The sequence below is a fragment of the Cellulophaga baltica genome (assembly GCF_018861125.1).
In the GTDB taxonomy this organism is placed as follows: domain Bacteria; phylum Bacteroidota; class Bacteroidia; order Flavobacteriales; family Flavobacteriaceae; genus Cellulophaga; species Cellulophaga baltica_A.
The window spans coordinates 73,700-92,022 of record NZ_JAHKQN010000013.1; the positions used below are offsets into that span (position 1 = coordinate 73,700).

The following is an 18,323-nucleotide window of genomic DNA, read 5'->3' on the forward strand; positions in this document are numbered from 1 at the left end:
CTGATAAGTATATTTTGAAATTCAATCACTTGCGCTTATCCCCAGCCTTCGTGTCAAAAGCAACTAAATTAAAAAGTTCGCGCATTCTGCTGCGAACTCGATTACCATACCGTTCTTCCAGTTCTTCAGCGTTTAGGTTTGTTGTAGCGTGCGTTTTGATTTTATGTTTGGTATCGAGATATAGTTCATATCTAGATAATAACACTTCGCCCATTACGTTCAAGTCTTTTCCATAAAATCTTCCAGCTGGTTCAACACCCAAATCATCAAAGCAATAGAATCTAGTATTGCCGTATTCTTCAACAGTTTTAAAACCAAGATGGTTAAAACCGAAAGTCACATTCCGACAAGGAATCATTTCGTAAGGTCGTTGCATCGGAACAATGTGGCGTAGCAATTTCATAAGGCTGGTTTTACCACATCCGACAGGTCCGGAAAGAAGAATACCTTTGTTGATATCAATACCGTAAGTAGCGCAGCTCTCTTTATCTTTTATGAAGTAAGAACAGAGCTTTAGTAGGATATCTTTATCCTCATTGTAAATTCTGAAATTTTTACCGAAAAGTAGTTTTCCTTTGGCATTCAAGTAAATCAGAATTTTTGGAAAATCGTAGAGTACACTTTTACCATCAAATTTTCCTATCGAATATTCCACGCCACCTTCGGTAATTTTAGAGGGGTTGTCCATAATCTTTGTTTTTAGTGGTTCGCAAGTTGTCCTTGATTTGGGACGCTTGTTTTTTGTTTACTTTGTTTTCTTCGTCAAAAAGTTCGGTTCTATCCATCCAGTTTTTGGCTACTGCACGCCAATCTCTAATCGATTTTCCATCGCTCGTTTGCCAATTACGAGCTTCATAATGCTCGTAGAATTTTTTTCCTTCATCAGCATTAAAACCTTTTTCAATAAAAAAATCAATAACGGCCTGCCAGCCCTTTGGGTGTTTTATATTGTTTTCTTGTTTTGTATTGTTTATAGTAGATACCAATGCTTGTCCACTGGTGGGACGGTGTGGGTCTAGAGCTTGTCCATTTATGGGATGGTGCTGTCCCACAACTGGTTCACGAATGGGATGGTACTGTTCCGCAAGCTGTTCTAAGGTGGGATTGTACCGTCCCATATCTGGTTCATCACTTGTACCGATAATGGACATCTTAATTTTACTGCCCTTATATGGATTGTTAGATGGGAAATAACACAGGTAAAGCCACGAGTCCAAATCTGTTACACACCTATGATATGTGGATTTTGAGCCTATTTTGGAAGCCATCATTAAATCCCGTCTATTTACATAAAATTCATCTGCAAAGCGGCTGCTGTTCCATTCTTGGAACAACGCCATATACAAACTGATATGAGTAGGATTTAAACGGTCATCAAAATAGAACTTTTCAAAAGCCGCATTAAGTAGCTTTATATAGTTCATCGATTAAAAATTTAGACCGTGATGCACGCGGTTAGCATCCATAACTTTTTGAATTTCTTCTGTGTCATAGTAGATGATACCACCCACTTTTGTGTATGGCAATGTGCCATTGATGCGAAGATTCTGCAATGTGCCAGGACTTACTTGAAGCAAGTCCATAACCTCGGAAGATTTGAGATACTTTTTGAGTTTTCCCTTGGACTGATTGGTAAGTAGTTTTTTGATGTCATCGAGCAATTCCATTTTGAAATCTCGAAGGTCGTCTGTGGTAATAATACTTGTCGGCATAATAGAACGGTTTTAAAGAAAAGGACTATCAGGAATTTAAATTTTTAATTGATAGTCCTTAACTTGATTTGACTTTCGTTCTACAAATTTGAATAGGTTTATTGGATTTTATTCCCCAGTACGACCGTACTACGGTTAAAATTTAACGTTTTGAAATTTGGTGTGTTTTTGTAAGTTTTGAAGTCGTTTTTCTAAATCGACACCATCAAATTGAACTAAATTTTATGAAAAACAAATGTAGAATTCAATTACCGTAGGTCAACCGTACTACGGTATCTTTTAACAGTTCAAATAGAAAGGCATAATAAAAAAATTGAAGGTCTATTCCTCGCTTTTGTTCATTTCTATGAGTAGTGATGTAGAGAGTTCGTCGAGGAAAAGTGTTCTACTGTTTTTCCTGTTTTTGATATCGTGATAGGTTTTGTAGATGTCCTTAGGCTCAATATTAAAAAGCTGTTGTAACTTTTTTGAAACTTGCATTATACCCTGTTTTTCCTGTTTACCCAATCCTTTCGCACACAATGCGTAAACCAATTCCACGTAGTCTGTATTAGAAAAAGGCCAGTCCATCTTTTCAATTGGTTTTATGGTGGACAATTTCCCATTTAATCCTTTACGAACTTTATGCTTTTTTTCATCTAAATAGGTCACTAAGAAATCATAAGCCTTGTATTTGCCCAAAAGCATATCTCTAGGGGTACAAAATTCTGGGTCTTGAAAATAGAATTTTGAGGTAGTGATATGAAATGTTTCCATAGAATCTCTCGTGTAATATTCCTCGTCAAAATGGGTCGCACCAGAATTAACGTAACGACCAAAATCCATATTGTAGAGAAAAAAGCGATTTACCTTGTTGATTTTCTTTTTAATGGATTTTAACTGAGAATGTTTATTCCCTTTAGGAAATTGAATTTCAAAAGAATGGATTTCTGAAAAGTAGATGAGTTTGATGAGAGGAATCTGTTTGGTTTCTTTGAAGAACTCTATTTCTTCCTTGGTAGTTTTAAATTCATTATTGAGGATTTCTTTTTTGTAAGTGCTCAAAACTTTGCGACACAGTTTTATAGAACGATACGCCCGTTCTAAAATATTTTCATATTGAAATTTTATTTCATCCAGGTCCTGAAGTAGTTTTTTTGATAGTATTTGAGAATTCATAAGAAGGCAATTTTTGTTTGGAAACCATAGGAATGGGATTTAGTTGATTAGGTTGCGTTTTTGTTTTCATTGTCCTGCAAAATTTAAGTAATGACAGCTCTAAATAATAAAATTTGTAGCTCATTAGTGGAATTTATGGAACTGTCTGTAAGTTAGCTTTACGTAGTAATTATACAAGGAAAACTTTCCGTAATTAAATACGGAATACACCGTATTTTTCTACGGATTTTTTGTGAAACACTCTAAAATCAATGCTTATCAGAATGAATACGGCTACATTTTTTTCTTACGAAATCGCTTCAAGAATTCACGTCTGTTCTTTACGCCTGTCTTTTTAAAAATATTGGATGCGTGTTTTGATACAGTACTTTCGGCAATAAATAAATCTTTAGCAATATTTCGGTAGCTTAAATCACTTAAAATGGAAAGTGCTATCTCAATTTCTCGTCTTGTTAAATCTTCATAAAATATTTTACTCTCTATCGCTTCATCTTTCTGCTTTTTCTTTAGAGCAAACACCTCGTACATTCGGTTATTATTTTCTATGAAATATAAATACCTATCTACTTCAATTGTAGTTATGGCATAAAAAGCCAAGTTCATCACGGTAAAGGTTATCCATTGATAGTCGCCAATAGCCGTGCAAATAGGTAACAACGCAATACTGCTTACACTTACTATAGAAAGTCTATTCCGTCTTAAAATAAAGGCATTTGGATTATTTGGATTAGAAATCCTTCTGTAAAAAATGAACAGAAATATAATGGCAGCTATGGATATTGGTATGGTAAATAGGAATCTGGCAGAGTCTAAAGACCCTGTAACGAAATACGGAATTAAAAAAAGAATGATATAACTAACACTCGTGAATATAGCAAGATTACGAATGGAAGAATTATACTTCAGAACAACAATATCGTATTCCTTATAGAGATAATGCACAATGAAAACGCACAGCGTAATTGCCACGCTATACGTTATTATATATTGAATAATAAAAGGCCCAATAAAATTATTTGTTGGAAGAAATCCGCCAGTTGCATTATAGGCCACGAATAGTAAGCCAAGAATTAGAAAACGCTTAAAGCTACTGTGCGTTTTCTTTCCAGAAAAGTAAAGTGTAAACAATACAATGACCGTATCTAATATTAGATAGAAGAACGTTGTCCAATGTATCGAAGTTCCAAACATTTATATTTCTACTCATTGCGCTCAAATTTGTTGGTTTCTAAATTTTTGAAAACATTGTTCCAAAGAAAAATTTGTCCGTTCATAGCAATATAAACATCCGGTTTTAGAAGCTGTAATGAGCTAATTGCATATCCTAAATTAAAAGGCGCATCTGTGTTTGCAGATGAACCTAATATGAATGACCCAACCAAAACAATAGTTTTGTTCAAATTGAGCTTTCCTATATATTTTGCGGTATCTTCCATAGTGAAAGTGCCGTGGGTAATTAGAATCTTAGTCGCATTAGTTTCCTTAATCTTGCTCGCCAATAGCTCTCTGTCATCATCTGTTATTGCACGACTGTCTTTTTTGAAGACGCTTTCGATATTATATTGAAAATTGACATTTGCCTTATCCAAAAAATCCTTAATACCTACATTGGATGAAGTAGTGCCACCATCATCAATATAGTCCAAACCTTCGATTGTACCGCCAGTTGTGATTATGTGTATCATAAATTAAAACCTCTTCTGACTTATAAAGATAGCGTTAATTAATTTGAAACTATTTTTATTTGCTCGGTCATAATAAGAGCTTTTAAGAATCCTTCCACTTCATTTTCTGCAATCTAACGGCATTAAGAATAGCGAGCAAAGCAACACCTACATCAGCAAAAACGGCTTCCCACATTGTTGCTAATCCACCAGCACCCAGAATAAGTACAATTACTTTCACACCGAATGCCAAACCAATATTTTGCCATACGATTCTACGGGTTGAATGCCCAATTTTAATAGCTCTTGCAATCTTGCTCGGTTGGTCGTTTTGGATGATGACATCAGCAGTTTCAATCGCAACATCGCTACCCAAACCACCCATTGCAATACCTACATCGCTTGCTGCCAATACAGGCGCATCATTGATACCATCCCCTATAAAGGCCACTCTCGTATCGGGTTGCTTTTTAAGTATTTCCACTTCATTGAGCTTATCTTCTGGCAGCAACCCACCTTTTGCCCAATCTATGCCCAATTCTTTTGCGACCTGTTGGGTTATGGAATCCTTATCGCCCGAAAGCATAATAATTTTCGAAATTCCCGATTCCCTAATTTGTTTTATGGCTTGATGGGCATCTTCCTTCAGTTCATCGGCAATAGTTACATAACCTGCAAATTTTCCATCAATGGCAACCATCACGATTGATTCCACAATGTCATTGGTTGCAGATGGAACTTCAATGTTATTCGATGTCATCAGCGTTTTGTTTCCGACGAAAACAGTCTTGTCGTTGACTGTACCCTTCAATCCCTTTCCGGCAACCTCTGAAACATTAGTCGCTTCATAATCCGAACCGTCTGCTTTGTATTCGAGAATCGCTTTTGCAATAGGATGGGTAGATTGTTCTTCCATAGCCATCAGGTATTTCATAAACTCAGCTTCCTCAAATATGATGGAATTGATTTCCTTAATTTTGAAAACCCCTTTGGTAACCGTTCCGGTTTTGTCCATTACGACAGTGTTCACTTTGGTCATTGCATCGAGAAAAGATGCACCCTTGAACAGAATACCGTTTCGGGATGCCGCACCCAATCCGCCGAAATAGCCCAAAGGAATAGAAATAACCAGCGCACACGGGCACGAAATCACAAGGAATATCAATGCGCGATATAGCCAATCCCTAAACACGTAATCATCTACAAAAAAGTATGGTAAGAGTGTAAGTCCAATTGCAAGAAAAACAACTATAGGTGTATAAATCCGCGCAAATTTTCGAATGAATAATTCTGTCTTTGATTTTCTGGCAGTTGCATTTTGTACCATATCCAGAATACGTGCAATGGAACTGTCCTTAAATTCCTTGGTAGTCTCGATTTCAATTACGCCATCGAGGTTTATGCTTCCAGCAAAAACAGTATCGCCTTTAGCAATAGTATCAGGTTTGCTTTCGCCTGTCAAGGCAGCAGTATTAAAAGAGCCTCTATCAGAAAGTAGAATGCCATCAAGTGGGACTTTTTCACCCACACGCACTTGTATCTTTTCGCCAATCTCGACGGTTTCAGGATTAACCGAAACAAAATCGTTCTCGCGATAGACCAAGGCTTCATTAGGACGTACGTCCAATAGAGCTTTTATATTTCTTTTGGCACGATTGACAGCTGCATTTTGGAAAAGTTCACCAACGGCATAAAAGAGCATTACAGCCACACCTTCAGGATATTCGCCAATGGCAAATGCCCCTAAAGTGGCAATTGACATTAAGAAAAATTCTGTGAAGAAATCGCCATTTTTAATGCTTTTCCATCCTTCCCTAATCACGGGAAATCCAACTGGGATATATGCTACTGTGTACCACAAAATGCGAATCCATCCTTTGAAAAACAGAAAGGCATCAAAGTAATCAATTGCAATTCCCACTATCAGCATCACAAAGCTGAAGATAGCTGGTATATAGGTTCTAAAATTTGAGACTTCTTCAGGACTGCTGTGGTTATGACCGTCATCGTGACTGTGTTCGCCTTGGTGTTCTTTTGGTTCTAAGTCACGTAAGTTTACTTTTTTCTTTTTCATTATGCTGCGTTATATTTCGTTAAAACTGTTTTCAAATCGAGAGGAAGTTTCATTCTTTTTAAAGGAGGGACATCAGAACCGCCAGTATTTCCAGTTGGTACGTGGTCGATGAATGATTTCCAACCACCTATAGCTAGCCTTAGAATTTGCCCTAAAACCTCTTTAAGGTTCTTTTGTCTTAAACCAAATTTGAGCATCAACCAATGAGAATAACTATGCTCATATGGATATGACTGCCCCAATATGTGAGAACGTTCAAGATACTGCCAAGCCTTAGATAAATCACCTTTTAGGAGCGAAATGCGGTACAGTTCAAGCTCTTTGTTATAGTGCTTCTTTAGACCGTCTGGAATAACCGTTTTTATCTTCATTTCTTTTGTGTATTAAAAAGCAAATTTATGTTAAGAACCAATGCAACGGAAGTGCATTTATTGACCGCTACACTTTTCGCAGATTCCCTTCAGTACCAAATTCGCATCTTCTGCGATGTAACCATCTGGAAGGTTGATATGTGGAATTTTATGTTCCGTTAGGCAGACCGTCTCATTGCAGTTGCTACAATGAAAATGCAGGTGCAAATCCTGTTCTATCTCACAGTTGCAACCAAGCTCGCATAAGGCATATTTGGTTGTACCAGTACCATCGTCTATCTGATGCACGATACCGTTTTCCTCAAAAGTTTTTAAGGTTCTGTACAAGGTGGTTCTGTCTGCTTTGATAAAAGCATTCTCAATATCGGTCAATGCAAACGTGATTTTTTTTTCGGCCATATATTTATAAATCAATATGCGCATTGCCGTAGGACGCACATTTTTGTTTTCTAATGTTTTTTCTATTTCTTTCATCTTATGATGGTTTTAATCTGTATTAATGGCTATGTTCCGCTTCGCCTTTTTTCATTTCTGCCATCAGATAGTAGGCATTGTTTTGGGCATATTTTGTATTAGGTTCTTGGTCTGTAAGAAAATCAACGGAAATCCATTCCCCATCGTAGATGTTTTTTTTGATTTCCACAGGCATAAATTGCCAATCTTCACCTTCTTTTTTAGCTACAAAGACAAATGACCTATTATCATCTGAAGCTATGGCGCTTTCCGGGATTGCCCTCATCATAGCATTATCCGTTTGAATACGCCCTTGAATATACATTCCCGGTATCAGGTTGCCTTGTTTGTTCTCGATTTCAGCGTGTACGTGCAATGCCTTAGGATTTTGTTCAAAAGTTTTCCCTACCGAATAAATTTCTGCGATTAGTTCATTTCCTTGATTGGATTGTATATTAAACGTAACCTTTTGACCCTTTTTGACTTTATACACATCCTTTTCAAAAACCATCAAATCAGCGTGAACGTGTCGGGTGTCCACAACTTCCATTAGGTCGGTCTGCGGTTCTACATATTGTCCTGTTTTTACCTCTACTTTTTGAACGTATCCTTCTATGGGGCTGCGCAAGGCAACACGCTGATAAATAGTCCCTTTTCTAACGCCCAAAGCGCTAACATTTAATTGTTGCAGCTGTGCTTCTAAACCGTTTGCCATACTTCGGGATGCCTCATATTGAGCTTCTGCCTTTTGAAAATTGGCGCCACTACCCACACCAGCATCATACAAAGTTTTTTGTCTTTCAAATTCCTTTTTAAGAAATTGGCTATTACTATATGCATTTAGGTAATCGGTCTGTTTTTGAATGATATTGGGATGGGATAAATAAGCGACTGTTTGCCCTTTGTTGACTTTATCGCCCTCGATTACTTCGATAGAAACCACATTTGCACCTACAACTGAAGTAATAGTTGCTTCATTCTGGGGTGGAACTTCCAGTTGACCATTTGCTTCCACATAGCCACTCATATTTCGCATTTGCAATGTGTCTATTTTCATTTGTAATGCATCGAACTGTTTAGCCGTTAGCATCACTTCTTCAGCTTCGCCTTCCGTGTGTGCTTCTTCCATTGCTGGATTTCCCTCTTTCTTTTCTGCCGTCTCAGATTTAGAGTCGCCGCAAGCTGTTAGGCCTAAGAGCATCGTAAATAGTCCGATAACTGTATATTTAGATATATTTTTCATTTGTTATTGTTTGAAATATTGTAGTTCAAAAACTGATTTTAAATAATTGTCCAGAGCGTCCAATGCATCCATTTCGGTCTGTATGGCATCCCGTATGATTTGAGTGAAAGCGGCATAGTCCACCGCCCCTTCCTTGTAGGCAAGCAATGCGCCTTTGCGTTGTTCTTCTGCAAGCGGCAAGGCTTTATTTCTGTAAAAATCCCAAGAGTTTTCCCATTTTTCATAAGCTTGTACTGTCTGCTGATATTCAGATTGCAATTGCCGTTGGGTAAAGTCTGCATTTGCTTTTGCAATTTCGCTGTCTATTTTGGCAGCTTTTACTTGGCTACGTTCCGAACCTGAAAAAAGAGGAATAGAAATACCTGCTTGATAGCTATAAAACCCACTATTACCATTCACTCTTTGAAGTCCGCCCTGTAAGTTGAAATTGGGCATCAAATCGGAACGTGCTGCATTATAATTGGCTTCTGCTTCAGAAATGCGCTTTTGAGAAAGTTGTAATTCAGGGTGTTTACCTAAATCCGTATTCATTCCCAATACGCTAACCTCATTTCCGTCTAAAGTGTCAGGAACAGAATAATATGTGTCCGATACCAACCAAAGATTCAATTTTTGTAAGGCTATAGCATAGTCGCTTTCTGCTTGTTGCAATTTGTTACTGATTTGTAAAGCTTGATTCATTGCCGATGAATATTCTAATCTCGAAATAGCTTCCACCTCAAAGTTGAGTTGAATGGCCTTTTCAAATTGTGAATAGATAGAATCCAATTCACGGTACAGTTCAAATTTCTGCCTTTGTTGATAGGCTTGAGACCACGCCTTTTTAACTTCCTGTTCTACTTGAAGTTCAGAAAGGTCAAGAGCTGTTTCGGCCAAAGCGATACGCTGTTTTTGCAAACGCTTTTTAGCACCGATACCGAATAGGTTGATATTCTGTTGCCCTAAACCAACTAAAGTATAAACACCCTGACTATCTGATATTTCTTCACCACCTGTAAACACTTGGGTATTGCCAAAATTGTAAGCTGTGCCTTTGAGTGCAGTTTGTCTTTGGATTTCCAACTGCTTCATCTTCAATAACGGGTAGTTTTCTCTTGAAACTTCTACTGCTTTTTCCAATGATATAACTTGTAGGGAATCATTCTGTGGAACTTGCTGCGCTTTAATGAAAGTGGATGTAAACATTAAACAGACTACCACAGTTGCAGTAACGAATTTTGGATTAAGTTTTATCTTGCGTTCCGAACGTTGCTCAACCCATTGATAAAAAACAGGAAGGATAAAAAGTGTCAAGAGTGTCGAAGTTAGTAATCCGCCAATGACAACAGTAGCCAATGGTCGCTGTACTTCAGCCCCTGCTGATGCTGAAATAGCCATTGGAAGAAACCCTAAAATATCAGTAAAAGCCGTTAGCATAATAGGACGTATTCTACGTTTAGTGCCTTCCATTATTCGCTGTTTTAGGTCGGTAACGCCTTCATTTTTCAGTTCATTAAGTCCACTTATCATTACCAATCCGTTCAGTACCGCTACCCCAAAAAGCACGATAAAACCTACCCCTGCTGAAATACTAAAGGGCATATCTCTTAACCACAGGGCGAACACGCCGCCTATGGTTGCCATCGGAATGGCTACATAAATCATCAAGGTCTGCGGAAAGGATTTTAATGCGAAATAAATCAAGATAAAAATTAGTATTAAGGCAATTGGAACTACGGTTTGTAATCGATTGCTGGCACGTTCGAGATTTTCGAATGCACCACCATATCGTAAATAATATCCTGTGGGCAACTCAAATTGAGCATCCAGTTTTGCCTGAATATCTTCTACTACCGATTTAACATCACGGTCGCGGATATTGATACCCACATATGTTCTACGGTTGGTATTATCGCGACTTATCTGCATTGGACCGGGTTCGTAGCTAACGTCTGCAATTTCCCGTAGCGGGATTTGCGAACCGTTAGGAAGGTTGATGAATAGGTTTTGGACGTCCTCGATACTCGCTCTACTTTCCTTTTGCAGTCTAACTACCAAATCAAATCTTTTTTCACCTTCAAAAATTACGCCTGCCTTTCCACCAGCAAAAGAGGCTTGGACTACATTATTGAGTTGGTTAATTTCTAGACCGTATTGTGCCAACTTGTTCCTGTTGTAATCAATGGTTATTTGTGGCAGTCCGTCCGTGGCCTCTACTTTCATATCTGCAACACCAGGAACAGTCGCTATTATTTTGCCCATTTCCTCAGCCTTGCTTGCTAACACATCCAAATCTTCCCCGAATAATTTAATAGCAACATCTTCACGGACACCCGTAAGTAATTCGTTGAATCGCATCTCGATTGGTTGTGTAAATTCAAAATTGACACCTGGAACGATACTGATGGCATCCTTCATTTTTTGTACCAGTTCACCCTTACTTTCGGCCGATGTCCACTCATCGCTTGGTTTTAAGATGACGAATACATCGGCAATATCCATTGGCATAGGGTCGGTAGGCACATCGGCCACACCGATACGGCTTATGATAGTTTCTACTTCTGGAAATTCTGCTTTTACAATACGCTCGATTTTTGTTGTGGTCTCAATGGTTTCAGTAAGAGAACTACCAGGCTTTAAAATGGCGTGGAAAGCAATATCGCCTTCGTCCAATTGTGGTATGAACTCGCCGCCCATTCTGGTAAAAGCAAAAATGGCAACTACAAAAAGTGCAACGGCAATGCCTATAATCACTTTACCCTTGACGAGTGATTTAGTAAGTAGTGGCTCATACTTTTGCTCTACCCAATGCACAAACTTATCGCCATAAGACTGTTTTTCTGATTTTGGTGGTCTTAGGAATAAAGCCGAAATCATTGGCACATAAGTCAAACAAAGTAACATTGCCCCAATCATCGCAAAGATGAAGGTCAGCGCCATAGGCTGGAACATCTTGCCCTCAACACCTTCGAGAGCGAGAATAGGTAGGAATACAATTAAAATGATGAGCTGACCAAAAAAAGCGGCATTCATCATCTTTTTTGATGACTTCGCTGCGATTTCATCCCGCGTTTCAGAACTTACAGCTTTCTTTTTCACTACATACGAGTACATTAAGAAAACGGTACTTTCCACAATGATAACCGCACCATCTACGATAATACCGAAATCGATAGCCCCCAAACTCATTAGGTTAGCCCATACGTCAAAAACGTACATTAAGATAAAAGCGAACAATAAGGAAAGGGGAATGGTGGAAGCAACGATTAAACCGCCACGCCAATTACCCAAAAGTAATACCAAAACAAAAATTACAATGAGACCACCTTCCAAAAGATTTCCGGTTACTGTTCCCGTGGTTTCCGCAATCAATTCGCTACGGTCAAGGAAGGGTTTGATGCTTACCCCATCTGGAAGTGATTGCTGAATCTGTTCCATTCTTTGGGTAACATTTTTTATAACTTCGTTGGAATTAGCACCTTTCAGCATTAAAATCATTCCGCCTACGGCTTCGCCCTTTCCATCTTTGGTCAGCGCACCATATCGCACGGCACTTCCCATTGTGACATCCCCTACATCTTTTATTTTGATGGGAATACCGTTAACCGTCTTAACGACCATATTTTCAATATCCGAAACAGTTCTGGCAAGACCCTCGCCACGGATGAAGTTAGCTTGATGATTACGCTCGATATACGCACCGCCTGTATTTTGGTTGTTATTTTCCAAAGCGGAAAACACATCCGAAATTGTGATACCAATGGCACGAAGCTCGTCTGGGTCAACAGATACTTCGTACTGTTTCTTATGTCCACCGAAGGCATTCACTTCAACAACGCCAGAAACCATAGCCATCTGTCTGCGGACAATCCAATCCTGAATCGTTCGCAGTTCAGTAGCTGAATATTCGTCTTGGTGCTCACTATCCACTTCAATGGTATATTGGTAGATTTCCCCTAATCCCGTTGAAATTGGCCCCATAGAAGGCTTGCCGAAGCCCATTGGTATTTGTTCCTGTACTTCTGTCAGTTTTTCGGCAACGAGCTGTCTGGGCAAATACGTTCCTACATCATCGTCGAATACAATGGTTACAACAGAAAGTCCAAAACGAGAAATCGAACGGATTTCCTTGACATTGGGTAGGTTGCTCATTGCTACCTCTACGGGATAGGTTACGAATTGTTCAATATCTTCAGTCCCCAAATTGGGCGATTGTGTGATGACCTGTACCTGATTATTTGTAATATCTGGTACGGCATCAATAGGAACTTGGGTCATACTATAAATACCTGCACCGACTAATGCAAGGGTAAGCAGACCAATAATAAATTTGTTATTGATTGAAAAATCAATGATTTTATTAATTATAAAAAAGGTGTTAATTCAGTTGAACGATGACATTTAGCTTTAGAAAAAACTAAATGCATACAATTGATATTCTCACGAAAGAGATATCAAAACAGGATATAATTATCCTATCTATAAACTGAATTATACCTGGGGAGGTTGAAAAAGAGAGAGCGATATACTTTTACCTCGGCTATTTAAGTGGTCGAAGTATTTTTTTGAAATTTTATCTAGCTGTGGTTCGAATGAAGTGATGCCAAAATCTATAGTATGAGCGTGACAACAATGACAATGACAAAAAGGCGAACATAATTCACAGTCTTGGTCGTGCTCACCATCATAGTCAATTACCGAAACCACTTGGGAATCGTCATTACTATTTACCGTATCGCTGCAAGGCACACCATTAAGTGCTAAAAAGTAAATTGCTAATATGAATGTGAAGTATTTCAAGTTACAAAGATAAAAAGATTTTCGTGCAACTATGTTGCAAAGTTAGAATTATTCAAAAATTAACCACGCTATCCAACGCATCATCGGCATCTTTATTTACGAAGTTCGCTTGGTAACGTATTGTGGTTGTTACTGAAGAATGACGATATAATTTTTGTAACATTTGAATTGGAATTTTATCCCCAGATATATTTCCAAAACTATGCCTTGCAATGTGCATACTTATATTCTTTTTTATTCCAAATTGCTTAGCTGCAATTTGTAGCCTTCTATTTAAGTTTCGAGTAATAGACTGTGTTCTTTTAGAGACTTCCTCTGTGTCTTCAAGATTTACGCCTTTTAGCTGTGGGAAAACAAGTTCGTCATTTGTTTGTTGTACCTTATAATAACTAAAAATTTTAATTGCCTTTTCAGGAATTTTAAGTGAAACAAGTTTACTGTTTTTATTCATTCGATACAGCAACCTATCATCATTAAAATCTGACCACTTTAATTTCAAAACATCACCAACGCGTATACCCGCAAAGTAAAAACTGATAAGCCATATATGAATTGCCTTTTGTTGCGCTTCAGTGATATCTTTTGCATTTTCTAGCTTTTGAATTTCATCTGCAGTGAAACCAATTTTTTGGGACTCAGGAATCCGTATAGTCATTTTTCCTTTTCCAAAAGGATAAAGCCCTCTATCTGTTATCGATTCAGAAATGGCTAAATTAAAAATGGTTCTTATTAGTATGAGGTAATTTACAACGGTTCTAGGCGAAAGTTTTCTGGTATGCAATAAATGGGCTTCAAACTTTTTAAGAATTGTAACGTTAAGTTTATTAAACGCTATAGAATCCTTACCTAAAAATTCTTTGAATCTTTTTAGTCGTCCAAGCTCAGTATCATATTGATGATGCTTATTTCTGTTTTTTAGATTTTGAAGATGCATATCAGCAACATCAAAAAAACCAAGCTTTTTTGAAACTACAATTTTATCCTTTATTTCAGAAACAGTTTCATATTCCGTTGTCATTTCGGATTTTAGAACCTTATCATTCGCCTCTGCAACTTTGGATAAGATAAAATTATTCAATACCTGAGAGTTCGGGTGAGACTTTCGAACGTTACGATTTTTTTCGTCCCAAAATTTTTCTTCGATATATTGACCAGTATTTAAATAAGAACTTTTTCGGTCTTTAGTAATACGTATAGCAATAGGGTATAAACCTGCTTTATTCTTTTTCTTTCTTAAAACTACTCTAACTGTTGCCATAATATTACCTTTGGGCTATAAAGATAACAATTTTGGGTACAACATAGGTACAACAAATGATGATATTTATTGATATCAGATGATATCAAAATTAATTAACGAGGCTTTAAAGTATAGTATATAAAGGGTTTTAGGGTAATTTGATGTAATAGTATCAAAAACTCATAACCCGAAGGTCACTGGTTCGAGTCCAGTTCCCGCTACTAATTAAAACCACTTCTAACGAAGTGGTTTTTTTATTTTATAGCAAATTATCTTTACATATACGCTCTTAATTATCAGCTCTATAAATTTTATAAAACAACTATCATTGTAACTTTTGTTACCGTCTTTCACTTATAATAAAATTAGTTTTACATAAAATTTAGATATCTAAACTTAAAAACTAATTATGTCTTTACTTAACCTATTATTCGGTAACAAATCAAAAAACATAAAAAAACTTTCATCTACAGAATTTAAAGATGCAATAAGTAATACTAAAAAATTACAATTAGTTGATGTAAGATCTCCACAAGAATATAAAACTGGGGCTATTAAAAATGCAATCAACATCGATTTTTATCAACCAGAAATTTTTGAAATAGAGTTTAATAAATTGGATAAAGAAAAACCTGTTTATATCTATTGTCGTTCAGGAGCTAGAAGTGGCAAGGCTGCAAAAACACTAGATAATTTAGGCTTTAAAGAAATATATGATTTAAGAGGCGGTTTTATGGCCTAGAGATTAACTCTTCATTAATTCTATTTTAATTTTTCAATGTGTGTATAAAACAACAATTTAATTAGGTTAATTATTAAACCGCATCAATTATTAATGAATAAAAATTAGTTTTTATTTTACAAAAACTAATTGATGCCATGCTTAGCTTTATAGAGGATAATAAAAATGCGATATACGGTGGAATAATTGCTACTGTTTTTACTGGTGTTGGTGTATTTTTATTGGGAAACATTTCTGGTTACGAAGCAAAACACCTTTTAAAAGTATCATTAAGTGGTTTAAATATGCTATGCAACACCATCGTATTAGCATCAGCAACTATTCTAGCTTTATTACTAACGGTATTAAGTATTAGTAGCGGTTCCCGCAACACACTTAAAAAAAGATATTATAAGCAAGTATTAAGTATTGCTAAATTTGATGTTATATTGTTTATTTCTTCATTAATACTATTTCAATTTTTTAATATTCCGATAGCCGAATCTGAAAACATACCAACATCATGGTATCGTATTATTTATTGGATAACTTTAGCGTCTACTTCTATAGTAAGTGGTTTAATGATAACTGTAATTTTAATGCTTTATACAGCCGTGACCAATCTAATTGCTATCATTGGTTTGGGTGAAGATCATCCAATGCTTTCAAAAGAAGAAGCTGATAAAAAAATTGAAAATGAAAAGGAAAAAATTGAAAATGAACACTAGTCTTTATCTTGTGTTATTAGAATATAAAGCATCACACTATTAAATACAAGTGATATTCCGTTTGTAATAATAATTGGCCAATCCTTTTTCATTACCCCATAGATAGTCCACATACCTACTCCAATGCATAATATTATATACATGAACGGACTTATATCAGAAACTTTTTGTGTTTTTACAGCCTTTACAATTTGAGGCAACACAGCTATTGTGGTAAAAACACCTGCCAAAACACCAATAACTTCTTTAATATCTAGTTCCATAATGATGGTTGTTAATAAAAATTACAATTCTATAATATTTAATATTTAGTTTATATAAAAAAGAGAATACCTGAATTTGATATTCTCTTTTTTTTAATTGTTATATAATATGTAATTAACTTATCTCTAACCAAGCACCCACCATTGATGCTACACCTGAAAGAATAACGGTTATTACCAACCACCATGCAGCAGAAGCTGCAGTTGCTCTTGTATGTTCTGCTTGAATAACTGCTTTTCGTTTAGTCATTTCTAACTGCTCATGTGCTTTTTGCTCAATAGAAGTTACTTTAGATTTTATAGCGGCAATTGTTTCATTTACCTTAGAAGTTACGTTATCAATTTGTTCTTCATCAATATACTTATTGTTAGTTACAAGTGCTTTCACCGTATCAGCATCCATTTTACTTAAACGAGATTTTATGATAGCCATAGAATCTTTTGGATTATCTAATACTGCATTTAAATCACGTTTTAAATCATCATAATTCAGTTCTTGTTTATTGGCAGCACTTAAGAAATTAGCTATTGATTTTTCTGTTCCAGCTTTAATCGTATTTATATCATTCTCTTCTATAGTTTTACGAGTATCACTAATTACTCCATCAATTTTATCAGCATAATTATTGAGCTGCTCTTTATCTAATGCTGTATTTTTAGATAGTGTTTCAATTATCTCGTTTCTATCAAACTCACTGAATTTTGAAGATATAATTGCACCAGCAGATTTTGGGTCAGATAATATCGCACTAAAATCTTCATTAAAACTTTCACTTGAAAAAGTATCTGTGGTTGCTTTTGATATATAATCTTTTACTTCATTGATTTTTTCATCTATTTGAGATTTCTCAATTGAAGTATATTCCGTAACAATATCTTTTACACCTTCTAAAGTAGAGTCATCACTAGAATAGGCATCTTTAAATTCAGAAAGAATAGTTTTTAATTGAGCTAATTTTCCTTCTTTATCACTACTATCATTAGTTTTATCAGCTTTTTCAATTGCTTTTGTTAAAACTTGCTGTATCGCCATGTACTTACCTGAAGAATTTTTGTTTCTACTTTTCTTAGCTACATCTTCTAAATCTTTTTTCAACTTATCGTAATCAGGTAATTTGTCATCTACCTTTGTAAAGAATTTATCTAATACAGATGTTAATTCTGATGTATTTAAATTCACATCAAACTCTTTTCTAATTTTATCAATAGTACTATGAATTGTGCTTTCAATTTTTTTGTCTTCAGATTTTGTAAACATTTCTTTTACCAAATTTGCTGAACTTTTTAGGCCTGATGTTGCAGTTGTCACCAACCCACCTATTACAGTATTTACAATCTTAGTTTCTAAATAAAATAATATTAAAAAGAATAAAGCCCAAATAACTAAAGCTACCGTTAAATTTGAAGCCGTACTACCAAGAAAGCTTAAATTTAAAGCTAAAGCACTAGCACCAAAAAGAGAAATTGCAGTAGTTACTAAAGACCAAATTCCGAAAGTAGAACTTACCTTAACACCCGCTGAAATACCATTATCTCCATAATTTTGATCAAACTCAAAATCTTTTTTGTCTACAGAATTTGATGGATTCACCTTACCGTTCACATAATTTTCTTTAACATTACCAATCATAGTAATGCCCATTGCGACAGACAAGGCTGTTAAAATAATTTGAAAAATTAGTGCCAAAAGAACTCCCGAAATAATTGCTACAAAAAATTGCGAGTTAATTGTTGTTGTTTCTATTTCTATTTGGTTTGCAGACGCATAACTTCCAAAAGTTGTTGCACTAAGTATAATTGTGAGGAATAATCGTTTCATAATAATTGGATTTTTTTGTTTCCTCGAAGTTCCAAATATTGCAAATTTTAAATAATCGCAAAAAAAAATTAATTTAACTTAAATGATAGATAACGTTT

17 protein-coding genes are annotated in these 18,323 nt (G+C 36.0%); 2 read left to right on the top strand and 15 right to left on the bottom strand.

Going from position 1 to position 18,323, the window contains the following annotated elements; translation table 11 throughout:
- Positions 1 to 25: 25 nt before the first annotated feature.
- From KO500_RS03090 to KO500_RS03145, 13 genes are all read right to left on the bottom strand, one after another.
- Complete coding sequence (locus KO500_RS03090) at positions 26 to 688, bottom strand: ATPase (protein WP_215955036.1); 663 nt, start codon at positions 686 to 688, stop codon at positions 26 to 28.
- The gene (locus KO500_RS03095; RefSeq protein WP_215955037.1) at positions 672 to 1,424 is read right to left on the bottom strand and encodes a hypothetical protein; all 753 of its coding nucleotides are present in this window, start codon (positions 1,422 to 1,424) and stop codon (positions 672 to 674) included. The genes KO500_RS03090 and KO500_RS03095 overlap by 17 nt, the downstream gene beginning before the upstream one ends.
- Positions 1,425 to 1,427: 3 nt before the next feature.
- Positions 1,428 to 1,712, bottom strand: a complete 285-nt coding sequence (locus KO500_RS03100; RefSeq protein ID WP_215955038.1) for a helix-turn-helix domain-containing protein — start codon at positions 1,710 to 1,712, stop codon at positions 1,428 to 1,430.
- 321 nt (positions 1,713 to 2,033) lie between these two features.
- Entirely contained in the window at positions 2,034 to 2,870 is an 837-nt protein-coding gene (locus tag KO500_RS03105) for an RteC domain-containing protein (protein ID WP_215955039.1), read from the bottom strand.
- A gap of 273 nt (positions 2,871 to 3,143) precedes the next feature.
- Positions 3,144 to 3,473: a helix-turn-helix domain-containing protein gene (locus KO500_RS17310; protein ID WP_252732414.1), complete on the bottom strand. Its 330-nt coding sequence runs from the start codon at positions 3,471 to 3,473 to the stop codon at positions 3,144 to 3,146.
- 596 nt (positions 3,474 to 4,069) lie between these two features.
- Positions 4,070 to 4,555 carry an asparaginase domain-containing protein gene (locus KO500_RS03115; protein WP_215955041.1) on the bottom strand — a complete coding sequence of 162 codons (486 nt, stop codon included), beginning with the start codon at positions 4,553 to 4,555 and terminating at the stop codon, positions 4,070 to 4,072.
- 82 nt (positions 4,556 to 4,637) lie between these two features.
- Positions 4,638 to 6,608, bottom strand: a complete 1,971-nt coding sequence (locus KO500_RS03120; RefSeq protein WP_215955042.1) for a heavy metal translocating P-type ATPase — start codon at positions 6,606 to 6,608, stop codon at positions 4,638 to 4,640.
- Complete coding sequence (locus KO500_RS03125; protein WP_215955043.1) at positions 6,608 to 6,979, bottom strand: DUF3703 domain-containing protein; 372 nt, start codon at positions 6,977 to 6,979, stop codon at positions 6,608 to 6,610. The genes KO500_RS03120 and KO500_RS03125 overlap by 1 nt, the downstream gene beginning before the upstream one ends.
- Before the next feature lie 57 nt (positions 6,980 to 7,036).
- Entirely contained in the window at positions 7,037 to 7,453 is a 417-nt protein-coding gene (locus KO500_RS03130) for a Fur family transcriptional regulator (RefSeq protein ID WP_215955044.1), read from the bottom strand.
- Between the two features lie 22 nt (positions 7,454 to 7,475).
- Positions 7,476 to 8,675, bottom strand: a complete 1,200-nt coding sequence (locus tag KO500_RS03135; protein ID WP_215955045.1) for an efflux RND transporter periplasmic adaptor subunit — start codon at positions 8,673 to 8,675, stop codon at positions 7,476 to 7,478.
- A gap of 3 nt (positions 8,676 to 8,678) precedes the next feature.
- Positions 8,679 to 13,022, bottom strand: a complete 4,344-nt coding sequence (locus KO500_RS03140) for a CusA/CzcA family heavy metal efflux RND transporter (protein ID WP_215955612.1) — start codon at positions 13,020 to 13,022, stop codon at positions 8,679 to 8,681.
- A 123-nt stretch (positions 13,023 to 13,145) separates the two neighbouring features.
- Positions 13,146 to 13,454 (bottom strand): DUF6660 family protein, encoded by a 309-nt coding sequence (locus KO500_RS17535; protein WP_354668431.1) that lies wholly within the window; start codon positions 13,452 to 13,454, stop codon positions 13,146 to 13,148.
- A gap of 52 nt (positions 13,455 to 13,506) precedes the next feature.
- Complete coding sequence (locus tag KO500_RS03145; RefSeq protein ID WP_215955046.1) at positions 13,507 to 14,712, bottom strand: site-specific integrase; 1,206 nt, start codon at positions 14,710 to 14,712, stop codon at positions 13,507 to 13,509.
- 391 nt (positions 14,713 to 15,103) lie between these two features.
- Here KO500_RS03145 and KO500_RS03150 point away from each other — a divergent pair, with 391 nt between their 5' ends.
- Both KO500_RS03150 and KO500_RS03155 read left to right on the top strand, forming a co-directional pair.
- On the top strand, positions 15,104 to 15,436 hold the full coding sequence (locus KO500_RS03150) for a rhodanese-like domain-containing protein (RefSeq protein ID WP_215955047.1): 333 nt from the start codon (positions 15,104 to 15,106) through the stop codon (positions 15,434 to 15,436).
- 137 nt (positions 15,437 to 15,573) lie between these two features.
- Positions 15,574 to 16,143, top strand: coding sequence for a hypothetical protein (locus tag KO500_RS03155; RefSeq protein WP_215955048.1), 570 nt, complete (start codon positions 15,574 to 15,576; stop codon positions 16,141 to 16,143).
- Here KO500_RS03155 and KO500_RS03160 read toward each other — a convergent pair.
- Positions 16,140 to 16,406, bottom strand: a complete 267-nt coding sequence (locus tag KO500_RS03160; RefSeq protein WP_215955049.1) for a SemiSWEET family sugar transporter — start codon at positions 16,404 to 16,406, stop codon at positions 16,140 to 16,142. The genes KO500_RS03155 and KO500_RS03160 overlap by 4 nt on opposite strands.
- Before the next feature lie 115 nt (positions 16,407 to 16,521).
- Positions 16,522 to 18,225, bottom strand: a complete 1,704-nt coding sequence (locus tag KO500_RS03165; RefSeq protein WP_215955050.1) for a hypothetical protein — start codon at positions 18,223 to 18,225, stop codon at positions 16,522 to 16,524.
- Positions 18,226 to 18,323: the final 98 nt, after the last annotated feature.